Source organism: Ruegeria sp. CDSC054 (genome assembly GCF_059610645.1).
The window spans coordinates 1-19,054 of sequence record NZ_JBXWOA010000013.1 but is presented as its reverse complement, the minus strand read 5'-3'; the positions used below and the strand labels follow the sequence as shown (position 1 = coordinate 19,054).

General features: G+C 55.7%; 15 protein-coding genes and 1 tRNA gene. 1 reads left to right on the top strand and 15 read right to left on the bottom strand.

Annotation, left to right across the window (positions count from 1 at the left end):
• Positions 1 to 16 precede the first annotated feature (16 nt).
• The 7 genes from AC2FGC_RS19420 to AC2FGC_RS19390 form a co-directional block, all read right to left on the bottom strand.
• Positions 17 to 3,280 carry an adenylate/guanylate cyclase domain-containing protein gene (locus AC2FGC_RS19420; protein WP_496726743.1) on the bottom strand — a complete coding sequence of 1,088 codons (3,264 nt, stop codon included), beginning with the start codon at positions 3,278 to 3,280 and terminating at the stop codon, positions 17 to 19.
• A 132-nt stretch (positions 3,281 to 3,412) separates the two neighbouring features.
• A complete protein-coding gene (locus AC2FGC_RS19415) occupies positions 3,413 to 5,122 on the bottom strand; it encodes an ABC transporter ATP-binding protein (protein ID WP_496726744.1) in 1,710 nt (569 codons plus the stop codon).
• 4 nt (positions 5,123 to 5,126) lie between these two features.
• Positions 5,127 to 6,077 carry an ABC transporter permease gene (locus AC2FGC_RS19410; protein ID WP_058273051.1) on the bottom strand — a complete coding sequence of 317 codons (951 nt, stop codon included), beginning with the start codon at positions 6,075 to 6,077 and terminating at the stop codon, positions 5,127 to 5,129.
• The gene (locus tag AC2FGC_RS19405; protein ID WP_496726745.1) at positions 6,074 to 7,051 is read right to left on the bottom strand and encodes an ABC transporter permease; all 978 of its coding nucleotides are present in this window, start codon (positions 7,049 to 7,051) and stop codon (positions 6,074 to 6,076) included. Before AC2FGC_RS19405 ends, AC2FGC_RS19410 begins: the two co-directional genes overlap by 4 nt.
• Before the next feature lie 173 nt (positions 7,052 to 7,224).
• Positions 7,225 to 8,790, bottom strand: a complete 1,566-nt coding sequence (locus AC2FGC_RS19400) for an ABC transporter substrate-binding protein (RefSeq protein WP_496726746.1) — start codon at positions 8,788 to 8,790, stop codon at positions 7,225 to 7,227.
• Positions 8,791 to 8,916: 126 nt separating this feature from the next.
• Complete coding sequence (locus tag AC2FGC_RS19395) at positions 8,917 to 10,497, bottom strand: ABC transporter substrate-binding protein (RefSeq protein ID WP_496783197.1); 1,581 nt, start codon at positions 10,495 to 10,497, stop codon at positions 8,917 to 8,919.
• 169 nt (positions 10,498 to 10,666) lie between these two features.
• On the bottom strand, positions 10,667 to 11,638 hold the full coding sequence (locus AC2FGC_RS19390; protein WP_496769531.1) for an alpha/beta hydrolase: 972 nt from the start codon (positions 11,636 to 11,638) through the stop codon (positions 10,667 to 10,669).
• A 412-nt stretch (positions 11,639 to 12,050) separates the two neighbouring features.
• On the opposite strand from AC2FGC_RS19390, the gene AC2FGC_RS19385 reads away from it, so the two are divergent.
• Positions 12,051 to 13,211 (top strand): nucleotide sugar dehydrogenase, encoded by a 1,161-nt coding sequence (locus AC2FGC_RS19385; RefSeq protein WP_496783193.1) that lies wholly within the window; start codon positions 12,051 to 12,053, stop codon positions 13,209 to 13,211.
• Positions 13,212 to 13,262: 51 nt separating this feature from the next.
• Here AC2FGC_RS19385 and AC2FGC_RS19380 read toward each other — a convergent pair whose 3' ends face one another.
• The 8 genes from AC2FGC_RS19380 to AC2FGC_RS19345 all read right to left on the bottom strand — a co-directional run bounded on the left by AC2FGC_RS19380 (position 13,263) and on the right by AC2FGC_RS19345 (position 19,054).
• Positions 13,263 to 13,529: a spike base protein, RCAP_Rcc01079 family gene (locus AC2FGC_RS19380; RefSeq protein ID WP_496726750.1), complete on the bottom strand. Its 267-nt coding sequence runs from the start codon at positions 13,527 to 13,529 to the stop codon at positions 13,263 to 13,265.
• Between the two features lie 184 nt (positions 13,530 to 13,713).
• Positions 13,714 to 15,162, bottom strand: coding sequence for a mannose-1-phosphate guanylyltransferase/mannose-6-phosphate isomerase (locus tag AC2FGC_RS19375; RefSeq protein WP_496726751.1), 1,449 nt, complete (start codon positions 15,160 to 15,162; stop codon positions 13,714 to 13,716).
• Between the two features lie 182 nt (positions 15,163 to 15,344).
• Positions 15,345 to 16,076 carry a metallophosphoesterase family protein gene (locus AC2FGC_RS19370; protein WP_496726752.1) on the bottom strand — a complete coding sequence of 244 codons (732 nt, stop codon included), beginning with the start codon at positions 16,074 to 16,076 and terminating at the stop codon, positions 15,345 to 15,347.
• A 111-nt stretch (positions 16,077 to 16,187) separates the two neighbouring features.
• On the bottom strand, positions 16,188 to 16,631 hold the full coding sequence (locus AC2FGC_RS19365) for a hypothetical protein (RefSeq protein ID WP_496726753.1): 444 nt from the start codon (positions 16,629 to 16,631) through the stop codon (positions 16,188 to 16,190).
• 587 nt (positions 16,632 to 17,218) lie between these two features.
• Complete coding sequence (locus tag AC2FGC_RS19360) at positions 17,219 to 17,680, bottom strand: Hint domain-containing protein (RefSeq protein ID WP_496783267.1); 462 nt, start codon at positions 17,678 to 17,680, stop codon at positions 17,219 to 17,221.
• A 371-nt stretch (positions 17,681 to 18,051) separates the two neighbouring features.
• Positions 18,052 to 18,174 carry a hypothetical protein gene (locus tag AC2FGC_RS19355; RefSeq protein WP_496783191.1) on the bottom strand — a complete coding sequence of 41 codons (123 nt, stop codon included), beginning with the start codon at positions 18,172 to 18,174 and terminating at the stop codon, positions 18,052 to 18,054.
• A 53-nt stretch (positions 18,175 to 18,227) separates the two neighbouring features.
• The gene (locus AC2FGC_RS19350) at positions 18,228 to 18,401 is read right to left on the bottom strand and encodes a hypothetical protein (protein WP_496783189.1); all 174 of its coding nucleotides are present in this window, start codon (positions 18,399 to 18,401) and stop codon (positions 18,228 to 18,230) included.
• A gap of 576 nt (positions 18,402 to 18,977) precedes the next feature.
• Positions 18,978 to 19,054 (bottom strand) — tRNA-Met (locus tag AC2FGC_RS19345).

Genomic DNA, 19,054 nt, shown 5'->3' with positions numbered 1-19,054 from the left:
TCAGCCCCTCACCTGATTAGTCCAGCGGCCCGACCAGCGATTGTTTGATGCCCAGGTTCTGAAACCGCGCCTTCAATTCATCGAAACCCTCATGTGCCGTCAAAGGAATTCCCCAACCCCCACATTCAGCCAGTGTTCGAGCCTGCAGGATCGACAGATCGACCATCGGCAAGGGCTCATCCGCTGTGAAATCGGCCAGGGCATCTGCGTACCGTGTGGCTTCGTCCCACTGCTTGCGCGCCAGCATGACGGCAGCGGCGTCGGTATAGAAATGCAGGTGGCTATGGCCAACACAGCCTTCGGCGATGATCTTCTCGCCAAGCTTTAGGTTTTCATCCTGCGCAGTTGGGTCCTCTTCGGCCATGGCCAAAGCTGACAGCGCTTTTGGTCCGACAAAATTCCGACCGTGCTCAAGGGCAATGTCGACCGCGCGGCGACCGGTTTCGCGCGCCTGTTCCAGCTGCCCGGCATAGACGTGTGTGCGGGCAAGATGTTCAAGCGCCTGCGCCTCGAGGCGTTTTGCACCAACACGGTTTGCGATCTCGGCAGACAGGGTGAAGGCGTCCAGCGCCTGATCTATTTCTCCTAAAAAGGTGTGCGCAACGCCCAAACAGGTCTGCGCAACGCATTCCGGAACAAAGGCAAAATACTTCTGTGACACCTCAATGGCTTCCTGCGCATCCAGCTTTCCTTGCGCTATTTCGCCGGTATAACTACGCGCGACGCTCAGATTGTGCAGGTTTGCGGCCAAGTCACGGACCAAACCCTTTTCCCGCGCCCGTTCGACCGCCTGCGTGTAGAACCCCGTTGCGGTCTGCATCGTGGCATTCATGAAATTGGCGTCGCCAAATCCACTGAGCGCGCCAACTTCAAGTCGTGCGGATTCAAGCTTTCTGGCCAGTGTTAGAGCCTTTTCATTACTCTCAAGCGCCTTTGTCACCTGCCCCAGCGGGAAATATACATTGCCGCGCACATAGTTGATCTGGGCAATGTCGCGGTCAGACCCGCAGCGTTCCGCAGCTGCCTCGGCAATGTCCAGACTTTCCAGTGCTTCCTGGTACAGGCTGGCCTGCCGCGCAGCCTGCGCCAGGCCGATTTGTGCGCGGCAGATTTGTTCATCCGTTTCGGCCAGTTCTGCGGCCTCTTTGAATTCACGCAGGGCATCATTGGACAGACCTTGCAGCCGGTGCGTCTCACCCCGGGCGCAGAACAGATCAAAGCGAACCCCTGCGGGTGCTGGCAGTTCCAGCCCCCGTTCGATCAACGGGCTGGCATCGTCGAACTGAAAAACCTGTATCAGCTTGTCCGCGGCTTCCAGATAAGCCTGGGCTGCATGAGTTGCACCCGCGCGATCCAGATGTTGTGCCCGCAGGGTGGCGTCGCGGTCCTCAAACCAACTCGCGGCCTGACGATGCAGGCGCGCGCGTTCGGATTTCACCAAAGTTGCATAAGATCCGTCGCGGATCAGCGCGTGGGCAAACATCAGATCGGCCTCAGCCTCGCGGATCAGGGCCGAGCGGATCAGGGTCGAGGTATCCAGATGCCCTTCACCCAGAACAAAATTCAAAACTTCGGGCGAGAACCGCTGCCCAAGCACGGATGCCGCCTGAATCGACGTCCGGCTGGTTCGGTCCAGCGAATCCAGACGGGACTGAACAATGCCCTGAATGCTGCCGGGAACGGATTCCTGTTTCAGCACATCGATATTGCGCAATAACTGTTCAAGAAACAGCGGATTGCCTCCGGCGCGTTTCACGCAGGCGTCCAACAGTTCCGGGTCGATCCCGGTGAACTCTTCGACCAGTTGTCGGGCTTGTTCGTCCCCCATCGGCGCCAGTTCCAGCTTGGATATCAGGGCACCATCCGTCGCAAGTTGCCATTCGCGGTCGATCGGATCGCCTTCCACGCGGCTGGTCATTAGCAACACGCAGGGCAGATTGCGCGTCATCGCCGCGATATGGGCGCAAGCTGTCAGGATCTCGGGTGAAGCCCAGTGGATATCCTCGATATGGATCAACAAAGGCGTTTTTTGGCTGCGGGCCGAAATCAGGTCGTCTATAACCTGACGACGCCCCCGCAGACGGGTTGCATTGTCCATCACCGCATAGACCTCGGCCAGACCGGGGTCTTGTTCAAGCTCTAGCAGGGCATTCAGGTGCGCGGCATTCGCCGCTGTTACCCAACCCTTGCTAATTGCATCCTTCGCGACAGATGCACAGGTTTCCGTATCATCCGTCGGCTCCAGCCCAAGAATACTGCGTGTCACGGATTGGATGGCTGAATGCCCCTCGCGCGCGCCGAAATCCATGACCACGCCATTGTGGATGGAATAAGACAGGCTGTCGGCCAGCTCAGCCACCTGTTCCGACAGGTGCGTTTTGCCAATACCCGGCTCGCCCAGTACGATATGGACTTCACCCTTACCGTGCCGCTGGCATCGATCGAACGTTGCCGAAAACAGGGACAGCTCTCGCTCGCGGCCCACAAAGCGATGCCTGCGCGACCGGATGTTGCGCGCCATCCGGTCCAGCCGCCACAACTCAACCGGATCACCAAGGCCTTTGATTGCCTTTTCGCCCATCGACTCACCAACAAAAAGCGGCCCTAACGCACGCTGAATGTCATGTGAAACCAAAGTTTCCCCCGGCGCCGCCATGTCAGTGATGCGCGAGGCCAGGTTCACACCATCACCGGTCACGGTGTATTCCGTATGCGCCTGACTGCCTGTTGTACTGGCAATAACCTGCCCTGATGCAATCCCGATATGGCAGGTCAGCGGAGGGTTCAGGCCAGGCAGAACCGTGTGAATTTCCAGTGCTGCCCGCGCGGCCCGTTCGGTATCATTCGTGTGCGAGATCGGCGCGCCGAACACTGCCATGACCGCATCGCCAATATGCTTGTCGATCCGGCCACCGTATTTTTCGACGACCTTGTCCACCCTGGTGAAAAACGCGTTGAGCAGCGCGTGCATGTCTTCGGCATCCAGTTCGCTGGTCAAACGAGTAAATCCGGTCAGATCGGCGAACATGACCGTTACCTGCCGTTTCGCAGGCTCCAGGGATTCCTGAGGCTGAAATGGCGGGGCAGTTTCGAACGTCTCAAGCTCGGCAATCGCGCGCAAAAGCCGCCGACGGTCGCCGACAGCAGTGACTCCGATTTCGATCAGGTCTTCACCCGTCAAATCGGGTAAAATTCCAAAATCAATTTTGTTATCCAAAAAGGCTTGCGCGTAGTCAGATAATCCAAGTGCGCTTAGCCAGTCCCTAAGGTCCTGAGACATTTCGCCCCTCTGAAGCCCCCAACTCCAAAGACAGACGTAGCACAACAAACCCGGATGAGTCTGCAAAGTTTGAATATTTTAATGTATATGCACACCCAATTGCCCGAGTGACGGGCAATTGGGTCTTTGGAATTAGGTCTCGGCCTCTAGCCCATCCGTCGACAGATCGTCGAGTTTCGGCATCAACCGCAGCAGCTCGCTTGCATATTCGGTCTGCGGGTTGGCGAAGAGTTCGTTGGTTTCCTGCAACTCAACCACCTTGCCCTGTTTCATCACGGCCACCCGGTCGCACATTTGACGTACCACCGGCAGGTCGTGGCTGATAAACAGCAGCGTCAAGCCCAGATGTTCCTGTAGGTCTTTCAGGATGTTCAGGATCTGCGCCTGAATGGACACGTCCAGGGCGCTGGTTGGTTCGTCACAGATCAAGAACCGCGGCTGTGTCGCCAAAGCACGGGCAATCGAAATACGCTGCCGTTGACCACCTGAGAATTCGTGCGGGAATTTCAGCCCGGCCTCATGGCCCAGTCCCACCTGATCCAGCAATTCGTCCACGCGGCGTTTTACATCGGACCCTTCCATCAGCTTGTGATGACGGATTGGTTCGGCCACGATATCGTCAACCCGCATCCGGGGGTTCAGCGACGAATACGGATCCTGAAAGATCATCTGAATGTTCTTGCGATACGCATCCAACGCGGCCTTGTTGGTCAGATCACTAACCACCTGCCCCTCAAAGGTGATCGTACCGCCATCAACCGGGTACAGCCCCGCGATCATCCGCGCGATGGTAGACTTGCCAGAGCCGGATTCACCCACCACCCCGAATACCTCACCCGCACGAATGTCAAAGCTGACATCGTCAACGGCAGTGAAATAAGTGCGGTCCCACGGCAGCAGGCCTTTGCGCTGCAGGAACTTCTTGGTCAGATTGCGAATCTCGAACACCGGTTTGCTGGTGTCATTGTCCACCTTGGGCCAGTGCCGGGCCATATCGTCGATGGCAAAACGGGTCTCACGCCCGCCATAGCTGATCTGCGGAAAGCGGTGCAGTTTCAACGTGGGGCGCGGGACAGCGGCGATCAGCGACTTGGTGTATTCGTGCGTGGGCTGACCCATGACTTGAGACGTCGGGCCGGTTTCCACCACCTTACCCGCATACATAACCGTCACCTTGTCCGTGGTATCCGCGATCACGCCCATGTCGTGGGTGATCAGGATAACGCCGACCTGCCGTTCTTGCGCCAGTTCCTTGATCAAGTCCAGGATCTGCGCCTGAACGGACACGTCCAGCGCCGTGGTCGGTTCATCCGCGATAATCACGTCCGGCTCGGTGCACAGCGCAAGAGCGATCACAACACGCTGCCGCATCCCGCCTGAGAACTGGTGCGGATATTGGTCCAACCGCGTGTCCGGGTCAGGAATGCCCACCCGGTCGATCAGATCACGGGCACGCTTGTTCGCCTCGGCATCCGTTCCGCCCAGATGGGCCTGGATCGTCTCGGTCAGCTGTTCGCGCACGGTGAACAGCGGGTTCAACGAGGTCAGAGGATCCTGGAAGATCATCGAGATTTTCTTGCCGCGCAGGCCGCGCATTGCGACTGCATCCAGGCCGCTGATCTGGTCACCGCTCAGCTTGATGGTGCCGCTGGCAATCCGGCCAGGCCGGTCCAGCAAACCCATGATGGCCGCTCCGATTGTGGATTTGCCCGCACCGGATTCGCCGACCAGACCGTGGATTTCGCCGGGTTCAACGGACAGGTCCACGTGGTCCACAGCGGTGAACAGTTGGCGGCGCGTCGGGAATTCGACCGTCAGGTCGTTGATCGTCAGAAGGCTCATGTAATCACCGCAGCTTGGGGTTCAGCGCGTCGCGCAGCCAGTCGCCCAGCAGGTTGACAGACAGGGCCAGCGCCAGAAGGGTGCAGGCCGGGAAGAACAGGATCCACCACTCACCCGAGAACAGGAAGCCCTGCCCGATACGGATCAGTGTTCCCAGCGACGGCTGGGTCGGCGGTGCACCCACGCCCAGAAAGCTGAGCGTCGCCTCGGCGATAATCGCCAGCGCCAGCGAAATCGTGGCAATAACCAGAACCGGGCTGAGGACATTGGGCAGTATATGCCGGAACATGATCGGAATTGGCCCGCGCCCGATCAGACGGGCGGCCTGTACGTATTCCTTGTTCTTTTCCACCAGCGCAGCGCCGCGTACGACCCGCGCAAATTGCACCCAATCAGACAGGGCAATCGCGATGATCAGAACATAAATCGCCATCTCGTTGCGGTATTCGGGGGGCGTAACGCCCTTGGCGATACCAAAGATGAGCATCGCAACCAGAATGGCCGGAAAGGTCAGCTGCACATCGGCAATCCGCATGATGAGCGTCTCGACCCAACCGCCAAAATACGCCGCAACCAGCCCAAGGATGACACCGATGATCAGCGCCAGCATCACCGCTGAAACGCCGACAAACAATGAGATGCGCATGCCATATAGAATGGTCGAGAATACGTCGCGTCCCTGATCGTCGGTCCCCAGAAAGAAAGTTTCCTGCGTAAAGGCATTCGGCGTGCCCGGCGGCGTGAAGCCGTTCATCAGGTTCAGTGACGCCGGATCGAACGGATTATAGGGTGCGATAACCGGGGCAAAAACGGCAGCCAGCAAAAGGATCAGCACCACCAGTGAGGCGATCAAGGCAACCGGAGAATGCCGGAAGGACCACGCAAAATCGCTGTCCCAGAACTTGGCAAATCGCGATTTGGTGGGGGCGGTCGGGGTTTCGATGGTATCGGTCATGTGGCCCTCGCGTCGACACGCAGGCGCGGGTCAATGGCATAATAAAGAAGGTCGACGATCAGGTTGATCGAGACGAACATAACCGAAATCAGCATCAGATAAGCGGCCATGACGGGGATATCGACAAACTGGATCGCGTTGATGAACAGCAGGCCAACGCCAGGCCACTGGAACACCGTCTCGGTGATGATGGCAAAGGCGATGATCGAGCCCAGCTGCAGGCCGGTGATCGTGATCACGGGAACCATAGTGTTCTTCAGCGCGTGGCGAAAGTTGATCACCCGGTCCGACAAACCGCGAGCGCGTGCAAACCGGACATAATCGGCGCGTAACACCTCAAGCATTTCCGACCGGACCAGACGCATGATCAGGGTCATCTGATACAGACCCAGCGTAATCGCGGGCAGGATCAGCGCTTTGAGGCCAGAGGCCGTCAGGAAACCGGTGGACCAGTTGCCAATCATAACGGTCTCGCCCCTCCCGAAGCTGGGTAAGAGGTCTAATTCAACCGAGAAAATGTAGATCAACAAGATCCCAATCAGGAAGGTCGGCAGGGACACCCCTATCAGGGAAACGGTCATGATGACATTCGCAGCAATCCCTTGTCGTCGGATGGCTGTGAACACGCCCAGCGCAATCCCCATGGTGATTGCCAGAAAGCCGGAAACAAAAGCCAGTTCCAGCGTGGCCGGCGCGCGCTCGGCTATGATGGTCGAGACAGGACGTCCCTGACGATAAGACACGCCAAAATTGCCTTGAACGGCATTTTTCAGGAACTTGTAGTACTGAACCGGAAAAGGCTGATCCAGCCCCAGTTCAGCCCGCAGCCGGTCGATATCGGCTTGCGTACGCTCCTGACCCAGCATGTTGTCGATCGGATCGCCGACAAACCGGAACATAGAAAATGCGACCAGACCCACGACCAACAGTACGATCACGGACTGAAACATCCTTCGGACGATATATGCGAACATTCACTTTCCCCATTGATCCGCTTCTCTATGCACGCGTCGACCGGATGGTCAAGGTATCGCTAACGGGAAGGTATCAAAGCGATCCTTATTTCCTGCGTCATTGGTTTTAAGCAGGGTTTAATGCGGATTGGCGGTGCCGAACCGGCCCTCGCCAATCCATATTTCAAGCGTCTTCAGTTCACCGTCACCCAGCGCAGCAAAAAGAAATTGTCGGGGCGCTGTGTCAGCTCGATATTGCTGCGTGTCCCCCAGACCAGTGGCTGCACGTACATGGGCACATAGACCTGTTCGTCCTGAATGATCTTAGCCACTTCGTCCAACATCGCCTGACGCTTCGTCTCATCCAGCTCGGACTGGATTGCAGGCAACAGCTCATCCACACGCGCGTTCGAGAACCCACCGAAATTCCAGCTGCCCAGCTTTTTCTCTTCGTTTGGTGTCGCGACAAGGAACCGGACCGGGTGTTCCGCGTCAAATGTTCCGGGGCTCCAACCCAGCAGGTACATGTCATAGTTATCCTCGCGTAGCTCGGGCCAGTAATTGCGCACAGGCATCGCCTCGAGCTCGGCGGTGATCCCGATCTGGGCCAGCATGCTGACCACAGCCTGACAGACGGCTTCGTCATTCAGATAGCGGTCATTGGGGCATTTCAGACCGAATGAGAACCCATCGGCGTAGCCTGCCTCGGCCAGCAGAGCCTTGGCACCCTCGACATCAAATGCGGGACGTTCGGCATGGGCCGCAGAATAACCGCTCATGGCCGGGCTCACCAATTGCGAGGCCGCTTCGGCATTGCCGCGCATGATGGTGGCCAGAATGGCATCGACATTCACCGCCTGCGCCACCGCCTTGCGGACGCGCGGGTCGCGGAACGGATTGGGTTTGCCCTCATCGTCGGTATATTTCAGCGTCTCAGCCTCGTGATCAAAGCCCAGCATGATCACGCGGGCCTCGATCCCCTTGATGACTTCGACATCACTGTCTTCTTGCAGGCGCGCGACGTCCTGGATTGGCACCGGGTTGATCATATCCACATCGCCCGACAACAGCGCCGCAACGGCGGTCGCAGGGTTCTGGATCGGGTTAAACTCGGCGCGGGTGATATTGTGTTCGACATCTCCCCACCAGCCCTCGTGAGGTTCCAGTACGGTTTTCAGACCCGGCTCGCGCTCGGTGACTTTGAATGCACCGGTGCCATTGGCATTGATCGTCGCATAATTGCCGGCCTCTTTGTCTGGGACGGCGGCATCATTCGCCTCGGTCCAGCCTTGATCCATGATCATCCAGTTGGCAATCGAAGACGGGAACAACGGGTTCGGCGCGGTCGTCATGATATCGACAGTATAGTCGTCGACCACGATCACCTCACTGACCGGCGCAAACCAACTGCGGGTATCCGCAGCCTCGCCCGAGGCGCGCTTATAGCTGAACAGAACGTCCTTCGCATCAAAGGTACTGCCGTCGTGGAAGGTCACGCCCTCACGCAGTTTGAAGCGCCAACCGTCGCCTTCGCCAATCGGCTCCCAGCTGACAGCCAAGGCGGGCTGAACGCTCATGTCCTTGTCGCGGCGGACCAGTCCTTCGTAGACGTTGTTAAGAAATCCCAGAACCGGAGCCGAATTGACCGCGTGCGGGTCCATGGTTTGCGGGTCCGTGGTGGAGGCCCATTTAAAATCTGCAGCTTGAACACTGGTGGCAGCCAGCATTGCAATGCCAATGGCGCTGTTCCTGAGGATCATTGTTATGTCTCCCTGTTTCTGGGGTCGAGTTTTCTTGGTTTTTGCCGCATGCGCAAGGAAATCTCAGATCGCAACAAAAAACAGGGCGCGAAAATCGCGCCCTGTCTGATCGTCAAATGTTTTGACTTATTTAATGGTGAAGTATTTGACCTTGGGTTGGTCTTCGGCATCCACTTCGATACCCACACCGTCGGCCATGCCCCAGTTCAGAACCTGGTGATGAATGGGGATGTAAAGCGCTTCGTCCTGCACCACACGCCAGATGTCGGCGATGTCGGCATTACGGGCGTCCAGGTCGGTGTTCGAGGCGAGCGACTTGATCTTCGTGTCCAGCGCGTCGTCCTGATAGCCGGTTCCGTTCCATGTGCCGATGTCGTCTTCGCGACCGTGGACAAGGAAGTTGAAGATGTATTCCGAGTCATATGTCGGAACACCCCAACCCAGCATGTAGAAATCTGTCTTGCCATCGGTGATCAGCGGGAAGTGCTGCGCCTTGGGCTTTGCGTCCAGATTCACAGTCACGCCGATCTGGCCCAGCATCCCAACGGCCGCCTGACAGATCCCTTCATCGTTGATGTATCGATCATTCGGGCAGTCCAACCGGAGCGAGAAGCCATCGGCATAACCTGCCTCTGCCATCAGTTCCTTGGCCTTTTCCAGATTAGTGGCGGATTCGCCGTCCATAGCTTCGGTCCAGCCGTTCACGAATGGCGGTGCGATCATGCCCGCAGGCTGCGATTGGCCGCGCATCACGACCTGCTTGATCGCATCACGGTTGATCGCCATCGACATCGCCTGACGCACACGCACATCGGCCAGAGGATTCTTGCCGTCTACGTTGTCTGCTTCGATATCGTCCGCACCCTGGTTCATGCCAAAGAAGATCACACGGTTCTGTGGGGCTTGCTTGACCATCAGGCCATCGGCACCATTGACGCGGTCAATGTCTTGCACCGGCATATCCTGCAGGAAGTTCACCTCACCCGACAACATCGCCGCGACACGGGTCGCAGCGTTCTGGATCGGGGTATAGACAATCTCGGTCACTTCCATGGGGAACTGGCCGATGCCCCAATAGTTGTCGTTGCGCACCATCACGGTTTTGACGTCAGGCTCGCGGCTTTGAAGGACATAAGGCCCCGTACCGTTGGCATTGGTGGTGGCATAGGTGATCTCGCCGCCTTCGAAATCCTGCACATTGACTGTGTCATTCGCCTCGGCCCAGCCCTTGTCCAGAATGAACAGGTTGGTCAGGTTCGATGGCAGGATCGGGTTCGGACCGTCTGTGACGATCTCGACGGTATAATCGTCAACCGCACGCACTTCGGTGATCGAGCCGATCAGCTCTTTCATGTCGGAATTGGGTTGCTTGGCCCGTTCAAAGCTGAACACCACGTCTTCGGCGTTGAAGTCTGCGCCGTCATGGAATTTCACACCCTCGCGCAGCTTGAAGACCCAGACATTCGGGTCATCAGCCTTGGGACCCCACTCGGTCGCCAGTGCAGGTTCAAACGCGCCTGTTACGTCGCGGATGATCAGCGGCTCGTACATCTGGTGACGTATTGTGTGTGACGGGCCTTCGTTTTGCGAGTGCGGATCCAGCGTCAGCGCGTCACCAGCACGCGCCCATCGCAGCGTTTCCGCCGATGCGGCACCCGCCATCAATGCGGTCGCACTGGCAGCGATCATCAGGTTCTTCAGGATCATTATAATCTCCCCGTTTTTTCGTTAGTACCGTTCCATGAAACGGCAGACCGGTTTTGCCGGTCTTGGTAGTGCTGATCATCCAGATCATTCTGAAGGTTGCAACACCAGATTGTGAACTATTTGGATTTCTGATCAAATTTGAAAAGCCGACATATCGCGAACGCCTGATTCAGCGCAAAATGACCGAGCGCTGATGCGGATCATCCGGGAAAACGCGCCCGGATTGGACGCATTGAAAAATATGCCGGAACACAAGGCCCGCCTCGCCACCCGGCGAAACCGGACCAAAATATTTGTGGCCGGTAGGCGTGTCATAGGCCGTATTGATATCGTCGCAATCAACCTGAAATATGTTGTGCGGGGTTCGGTCGATGTTCTCTGGCCCGGTATGACCCAACCGGCGAGACGCAACTTTGTTCTTGAGGTTCGCAGCCTTACTGGCCCGCAACGCCAGATCGTCAGAGGCGAAATAGACAACCACATTCCGCGAAGCATGGCTGACCAGCACACCGGGCTCATTTTCATGCACGGATTCATTAACGACATCTGCAGCGACCATGAAGGTATTGCGAAACAACAGGGGCACGCCCGACGCCAGATCGTACCGATCCCATTCTATCAGCGTTTGGCGCAAAACCCGATTGCCCATCGAATGCGCCAGAAGGTTGATCCGTTTCAGACAGGGGGCGATTTCGGGCTCGTTATCCTCACTGTTGCGCCATTCCAGAAATCGCTCCAGCACCCGCGCAAAGGAAAACCCGCTTTGGTCCGCGGATTTCTGGTCATCCCAGTATTTCTGAACGATCCCTTGCTTGGCGTCGCTGGGCCAGATCAGGGGTAACACCATCACTTCACTGGGTTTGGCCTGATCGCACAGACGCTGAAGCTCAGCCGTGGTTTCGAACACATCCTCCGGCAGGTTGTTGAACCCGTGAAGATACAGCAGGATCTGGCGGCAATTGTTGTCACGCACACGCCGCAGCAGCTCTTTACTGGTGATTTCGGTGTGATGCTCATCTTCGCCCTTTTCACAGTAAAACACCGAGTTTGAAGGCGCGTTATTGTCCAGATCAAAGGTAAAACGGCGTCCTTTACGGGTGCGAATACTCTGGGTCGGAAATCTGTTCGTGATAAAAAGCATGAAACCCCCTCTTTTTCAGGATGGAATCAGCCTAACAAGAGAAGAGACGCTTTGATCATCCTGAATCTCCTAAATCAAGTGTTGGCTGACCGTTATCATACCAGCTTCAACCTGAGAATGCCGAATTCCAGAAAATCATCCATATTATTATCATTACCACTAAATTGTTTTTTTTCAGTATCTTGATTGATTTCATCTCATTTGGAGTCATGGAACTGACTTGGCTTGAAGCGCCTCAGATCAGAACGAACGCCTTAGATGGCCAGCATTTGGTTCGGACCTGCATCCAACGGATCGGAACCTCGAATAATTTCGTAACGATGGGGTTTTCGGCACACACACCCGCATTTACAATCGGCAAGCAATAAAGCAGGTGAAGTACACACCGGTTTGCGAGTATGAGGGCAAAGGAATGAAGATTGCAGTTGTAGGTCTCGGATATGTGGGATTGTCCAATGCGGTGCTATTGGCTCAAAACCACGATGTCACTGCAATCGACATTTCAAAAGAGCGGGTTGAAATGGTCAATTCCGGCCAGTGCCCCATCGTTGATGCCGAACTGGAAGACTTTCTTGCAAACCGAGCCCTTTCGATCAGGGCAACCACAGAACCGGCCTTCGAAGACGCCGAGTTTGTGATCGTGGCGACCCCGACGAATTATGATGCCAAATCCAACTACTTCGACACCTCAAGCGTCGAAGCCGTTGCCCGGCAAGTGAACGCGATCAACCCCAAGGCCACGATCATCATCAAATCGACGATCCCAGTGGGGTATATTCAGGCGCTGCGCGCCGATCTGGACAGCGACAATTTCATTTTCTCACCGGAGTTCCTGCGTGAAGGGCGAGCGCTTTATGACAACCTCCACCCGTCCCGCGTGATCGTCGGCGAACGTTCGGACCGGGCGCGGGTGTTTGCCGAGCTTTTGCTGGAAGGTGCCGTGACCAAAGATGTGGACGTCCTGTTCACCGACCCGGATGAGGCCGAGGCGATCAAGCTGTTTTCCAACACCTACCTCGCCATGCGAGTGGCCTTTTTCAACGAGCTCGACAGTTACGCAATGGCTGGTGGCATGAACACCCGCCAGATCATCGAAGGCGTTTCACTGGATCCGCGCATTGGTGGCCATTACAACAATCCTTCCTTCGGGTATGGAGGCTATTGCCTGCCAAAAGACACCAAACAGCTTTTGGCCAATTACAACCATGTTCCGCAAAACCTCATTCGCGCCATCGTGGACGCAAATCGGACGCGAAAGGATTTTTTGGCCGATCAGATTCTGATGCGGGGCCCGCGCGTCGTTGGTATTCACCGGCTGGTCATGAAAGTGGGCAGCGACAATTTCCGTCAGTCCTCGATCCAAGGGATCATGAAGCGACTGAAAGCCAAGGGAGTCGAGGTCATTGTTTATGAACCGGCGCTGGAGGGGGAGGAGTTTTTCCGGTCTCGTGTCGTGCAGGATCTCGAAGCCTTTAAGTCCGAAGCCGATTTGATCGTTGCCAACCGGCACAGCCCCGAACTTGAGGATGTCGCGGGCAAGGTGTTTACCCGGGATTTGTTTGGCGCAGACTAAACGGTTGTCACTGGCTGCGCGCCTTCGAACCTTGACTTGATTGACCTGCGTTTAGGCCAATACCATCGCATGGATACCGGGCGCTGTAGTTCCGGTTGCATGTACACGCGTTGTCCCCACCGGCAGGATCGAAAAGTCCGACACCTGAACTGTACGGGTTTCGCCCCGAACGGTGGTCAGAACAATCGCTCCGCCGGATTCGACGTAGAGACCGATTGCTACATCGGCCAGATCCGAATTGTCCGAAGCGACAACGGGAACAATGTCACGCGCAGGGCCGGACAGGCTGGAGGCTCGGTTGCTGAATGGGTTGGTCATCTTGATTCATGTCTCGCTGTCTGTGTCAGTCAGCGGCACGTTAGGATTATCCATTTAACGATCCGCCAGCGCACCGCGCGTTGCGCCGTCAGCCCCCCCCACACAAAGAAAAATTGCGCGGCGGCATACTTGATCCCTGCCGCGCATTTTTGAATCAACGTCACACTGAAACTTCAGGCGCGGTTCAGCCTTTGGCCCCCTGCCCCCGCGCGTATTTGTCTTCGTAGCGCACGATATCATCCTCACCCAGATATGTGCCGGTCTGCACTTCAATCAGGACCATCGGAACCTTTCCCGGATTCTCCATCCGGTGCGTGGCCCCGAGAGGGATATAGACAGACTGGTTTTCGGTCACCAATTGCTCACGATCATCGATTGTCACACGGGCGGTACCCTCGACAACAATCCAGTGTTCGGAACGGTGGAAATGGCTTTGCAGGCTCAGCGATGCACCAGGGTGCACATGGATACGCTTCACCTGAAACCGCTCGCCAACCACCAGGCTTTCGAACCACCCCCACGGGCGGTGGTCCTTTGGGAATTCCGTCGCCTGGGGCGCGTTTTTTTCCTTAAGCGCGCTCACCGCCTTTTTGACGTCTTGCGCCCGCGATGCATCGGCAACCAAAACCGCATCATTCATCGCGACAGCGATGATATTGTCCAGTCCGATACCCACGATTTCCAGCTGCTCGCTATCCGACCGCAAAAGGGTGTTGTGGCAATCAATCGCTGTTGCGCCCCCGCTGGTCACCACGCCTTGTGCGTCAGGGCCGCTTTCACGCCATACGGCGTCCCAGCCGCCCAGGTCCGACCATGCAGCGCCGAAAGGCACGACCGACAAGTTTGTTGCTTTTTCCATTACGGCATAGTCGATCGAAATGTCTTCGGCCTGCGCCCAGCTTTCAGGGTTGAGGCGCAGGAACCCCAAGTCCGGCGTTGCTGTTTCAACCGCTTCCTTCACCGGTTTTATCAGATCGGGCGCGTGGGCCTGGAAGGCTGCGATGATATCTGCCGCACGAAACAGGAAAATGCCCGCGTTCCATTTGTAATTCCCGGCCTCCAGCATTTCGGTCGCACGGGCCAAGTCCGGCTTTTCGACGAATTTCTTCAACGGAACAGGCGCTCCGTCACCGCCCGAACCCGCGGCCAGCTCAAGATATCCATACGCCGTTTCCGCATGTGTAGGAGTAATGCCAAACGTCACCAGTTTGCCTTGTGCAACCGCCTCCAGACCACGGGCAACAGCAGCCTGAAATTCAGCAGCATCCGGTACGACGTGATCGGAAGGGGCAACCAGCAATACAGCGGCCTCATCCTTGGCATAAGCATACAGTGCCGCCGCAAGAACCGCTGGCGCTGTGTTGCGACCCTCAGGTTCGATCATGATTGTTCCAGGATCAATTCCGATTGCCTGTAGCTGTTCCGCAACAATGAACCGAAAGTCCGAGTTGGTCAGAACCACCGGCGATTCAAATTCCAATTCCGCGTTTGTTCCGGACAACCGGCGGGCAGCCGCCTGAAACAGAGTCTCTTCGCCGACCAATGGAACGAATTGCTTCGGGTAGCTCTTTCGGGACAAAGGCCAGAGGCGTGTACCGGAGCCTCCACAAAGAAGGACAGGACAGATCAACATAAAAAGCTCTATAATTTAACGCGGTTCCTAATTTTCCTATTGAAACCGTCATGACCTGACAAGGCCCGGCTTGGTTTGGTCGGAAAAAAGGATGCCCGGCGCCACGAACGCCGGTGAGGGTCCGAAACTGCGCACCTTCGAAATTTTCGAGTTTTTTCAACTTTGTATTTGCGTCAAACCCGCTAAGCGCCGGCACTGATGAATGTAGGCTCACCACCGTCCAGGCAGACCGCGCTCAATACGCCAGTGGCAAAGGCGCCGGTATCCACGGCAATCCGTCCGCGCCGGGCTGTGGGTTGATCGACAATTGTGTGTCCGTAAACAACCCAAACGCCGTCCCGTCTGTCGGTTGTCCGAAATTCTGGGTCGCCCCATATCAGGGTTTTTTCAGTTTGCTGATCGGCGGGCGTATTCGGATTTGCACCAGCATGTGTCACAAGAACGTTTCCGGAATAGTCAAAGGCCCTTAGTTCCGTGATCCATTGGACCAGTTCAGGTCCCATTTCCGCCAACAGATTGTCACGGCAGGCGACGAGCTCGGCAGCGGCCATTTCGGCGCGCACGTTCCGCACATCAAATGAAGCCAGCGTCTGCAGACCGCCATAACGCAGCCAGCGCGGGCCATGTTGTTCAGGGTCACGCAGGAAATTCAACATCATGTCTTCGTGGTTTCCCTTCAGACAGATGAAGTCCGGGCGGTTTTGGATCAGACGCAGAACGTCAGCGCTGTTTTCGCCGCGATCGACATAATCTCCGACAAGGATGACCCGATGATCCCTTGGAATCTGAGGTAACAGATTCTGCAACTGCCTTATGCAACCATGCACGTCACCAATGACACAGGTCGGCTTGTCCGGCATCGCGGCGGGAAAGACCGCGCGTCGCCCGAAACGTTGAATCAGCGATGACAGCACGTTAAGGGGGCCTCCTGAGTGGCTACTGCGACCGGCTAGCACTGAATTCAAGGGCCGGTGGTCAAGACCCAAGGCGTCTAACATTTGCGCGCTGGTCTAAGCAAGCTTCATTCAGGCGGTCCGGCAGGCAGGAATTCCCATTCTGATGATCTCGGCGCCTTTTATCCTGAAAACGCCGTTGATGCGGTTACGCCCTTTTTCCAAGAACCACGTCCTCAGTGGTTCTGGATAGTACGCGGCCATGACCTGACTGAAATAGTCAAAGTCTTCTGGAGCAAGCCGCCGACCACTTCGCGAAGGTCCATGGAATCCAAATGTCGTGTCAGGATCCACACAGGTTCCAGGAAGGCCCAGAAACATCGTGCAGGTCGAAAAGCAGACACGTCCCCGAATTTCGACCTGAATGCCGTTTTTTTGCAGGTTTTCGATCTCGATCAAACGGTCATGCAGATATCCGCCTCGGTCGCTGCCAACAACCATCAGCCCGTCAGCTACCGTGGGCGAAGGGACAGAAGTCACCGAGGTCAGTACTCCTGCAAACAGCACCGCCACCATAGCTTTGATTCCGCGGCGCGTAGGTTTGCAATTCGCTCTGGCTGGCGCTCGCTGAGGGCGAAAGAGATTCCTTTTATCCAGCATTTCGAAGCCTCCGATTCCATTTGCGGACCGGATCAGAGGTAAAACTGCGTGGTGCGTTCCCTGTGAGCGGGAAAAGTCAAAATTATGTTTTAAATCTAAAGTTTAGTTATAGTTCTATTAAACTTGTTTGATTGCCGGCTGCTCTATCACCAGAGTTGGTTCAGCTGAAAAGCGGTTCTCACCGCAAGCCAATCCAAATGACATACGACGGTGGTTCAGCTCTGATTCACAAATGCAGTGGGGACTTCGTTCGTATCGGCAAAAGCGGCGCGGCAACTCAAACCCACATTGCACTTGAAGGACATATTAGCAGAAATTTTCAATCGCGTCTAAAAGCCGGACGAGATGAAATGGGTTTTACCGCCCAAGCGGTGATCAAACGATCCTTCGTCAGCGTTCTCAAATCTCAAAAGCGACGTAAACGGGTCTGAGAAAGATGATCAGCTAAAAAGTGGCTTGTTGTTCACCTGGTGGCGTTCCACCAACTTGCGCATATGCTTGCGCTATTTGGGAATGTAGCGTGCAGAAATCGCCTCAAACTGTGGATCGCAACATTCGGGAAACAAGTCTTTAATTCCTTTCCGGGCTTCTGGAGATACAGTCCTGAGTGCCTCTAGGCCGGTAAACGAGCTTTCCGTCAGCGCCAAGTTGGACCAGATGGGCTCATGCCGATCGAAAAGTATGTGGAAATATTCGACGCTACCCGCGGTGTTGGGCAGAAAGTCGATGCCATCCAAAGGCGGCAGCTTTTTTGCCGGGATCAAAACATCCTGACACTCAAACATGCGCATAACGACAGCTGATGACACCAATATGCCGTGCTGCTGCGACACAGTTAGATCCTGGTTTGGATACCCATCACCCAAAACTCTTGTTCGGATCGGGATAGGCCGAAGAGGTGGCTGAACGTCACCATTGTTGCTGCTTCGATACGAAAGCGGGATGATTGTTTGTCCATCCTCCACAGACACGTCGCAGATTCTAAGCTTCAAATTGACCGTATCGAAAGATCCTTAAGTCAGATTCACCGCGTGCTCGACAACGCTGGCCAGGGTTTTCCAAGCCTTGAAAGCGTTGATGCATCCTTGAGTTCGTCTGGTACGGAAGAACCCACTTAAGCAAGCCCGTATGTAGCGGAATATGCGAACGTCTGTTTTGACTGATGCCGCGCAGCGGCAAAGAGAACTTGTCCAAGGTTTTGTTTGGGCCGACTGCGGAATTTTTTCCATATTGGCGCTACGCGGCAATATGGACCGCCCCCAATGTATAAGGGAGACCATTTCTTAGGAGTTAGATGCAACACTTACGCATTGGCGCTCTCCACCCCGAGATGCGCCTATTCCGTAGCCGCAGCTGGTGCAGCTTCATCACCCTCTGCATCCTCGCCACCTGACCTCATCATGAAGATAGCTAAGACAAAGACAATCACTGCAGCGATTATTAGGTAGTTCCTGTTCATCTCTATTCTCCTAGAACTGTGAGCAGCACTCACGGCGATGTGATGCCACAGGTTTAGGCAATGGCGTGCTTGTCGGGTGCCGTGTTGGAAAGCTGTTCGTAGTGTTCGACCGCGGACAAGTACTCTTCCAGCCGCTTACCCTCGTCAGTATCAGGCTCAGAATCCCACAGGTATTCAATCTCCCGGAGCGCAGCACGGTACTCAGTTAGGGTGCGAACAATGGTCATGGCATTACCTCAAAGAATAAATCAATGCTTGGACTCATACCTGAAAACGCGCGATTCTGGTAGGTGCTCAGCCAAGGGGTATGTAAAATACAGGTAATTCTCTAGCACGGAGCTCGATATTCGTAGTTCTCCGATTTCTGTCCAGACTGTGTGCCGGGACCTAAAAGAGGCACATGGAGACGTGCCGAACCAACCGGCCTGTTTCCAGATGACTTTGCCATCAATGTTGTCGGTCCAGCAAATGATACAATAGACGGACGCAATCAACTTGCCCCAATCGCTTGTTCGATAGTCTTAAGCTGGTTGGAAAAGAATGAAAGTGGAGCTTCTGGGCCCCGATAGGACGCTTACGCATAGGTGACGACGGAACACGGGAAACTGAAACCCATGAGGCGGGACAGATCAGGCAGACTCAACACAGCATCATGCTACAACGGAAAACCCGTTTCGACGCCCTGACGATGCCCTACGACGTTGCAGGCTATTCGGCTGGCGAGTTTGAGACGTTAAGCGATTGATCTGGGCGATCAATTGTAGTCTGCCCGGGCTGCGTTGAGATTATCCGACCTTAAAGTTTGGTTGCGGGAGTAGGATTTGAACCTACGACCTTCAGGTTATGAGCCTGACGAGCTACCGGGCTGCTCCATCCCGCG

What these genes read in the sequence shown, in the direction of transcription:
- AC2FGC_RS19410 (WP_058273051.1), bottom strand. Translation starts at nt 6,077, where the DNA reads ATGACCGATACCATCGAAACCCCGACCGCCCCCACCAAATCGCGATTT.
- AC2FGC_RS19400 (WP_496726746.1), bottom strand. Translation starts at nt 8,790, where the DNA reads ATGATCCTCAGGAACAGCGCCATTGGCATTGCAATGCTGGCTGCCACC.
- AC2FGC_RS19405 (WP_496726745.1), bottom strand. Translation starts at nt 7,051, where the DNA reads ATGTTCGCATATATCGTCCGAAGGATGTTTCAGTCCGTGATCGTACTG.
- AC2FGC_RS19385 (WP_496783193.1), top strand. Translation starts at nt 12,051, where the DNA reads ATGAAGATTGCAGTTGTAGGTCTCGGATATGTGGGATTGTCCAATGCG.
- AC2FGC_RS19375 (WP_496726751.1), bottom strand. Translation starts at nt 15,162, where the DNA reads ATGTTGATCTGTCCTGTCCTTCTTTGTGGAGGCTCCGGTACACGCCTC.
- AC2FGC_RS19420 (WP_496726743.1), bottom strand. Translation starts at nt 3,280, where the DNA reads ATGTCTCAGGACCTTAGGGACTGGCTAAGCGCACTTGGATTATCTGAC.
- AC2FGC_RS19355 (WP_496783191.1), bottom strand. Translation starts at nt 18,174, where the DNA reads ATGAACAGGAACTACCTAATAATCGCTGCAGTGATTGTCTTTGTCTTA.
- AC2FGC_RS19415 (WP_496726744.1), bottom strand. Translation starts at nt 5,122, where the DNA reads ATGAGCCTTCTGACGATCAACGACCTGACGGTCGAATTCCCGACGCGC.
- AC2FGC_RS19380 (WP_496726750.1), bottom strand. Translation starts at nt 13,529, where the DNA reads ATGACCAACCCATTCAGCAACCGAGCCTCCAGCCTGTCCGGCCCTGCG.
- AC2FGC_RS19390 (WP_496769531.1), bottom strand. Translation starts at nt 11,638, where the DNA reads ATGCTTTTTATCACGAACAGATTTCCGACCCAGAGTATTCGCACCCGT.
- AC2FGC_RS19350 (WP_496783189.1), bottom strand. Translation starts at nt 18,401, where the DNA reads ATGACCATTGTTCGCACCCTAACTGAGTACCGTGCTGCGCTCCGGGAG.
- AC2FGC_RS19365 (WP_496726753.1), bottom strand. Translation starts at nt 16,631, where the DNA reads ATGGTGGCGGTGCTGTTTGCAGGAGTACTGACCTCGGTGACTTCTGTC.
- AC2FGC_RS19395 (WP_496783197.1), bottom strand. Translation starts at nt 10,497, where the DNA reads ATGATCCTGAAGAACCTGATGATCGCTGCCAGTGCGACCGCATTGATG.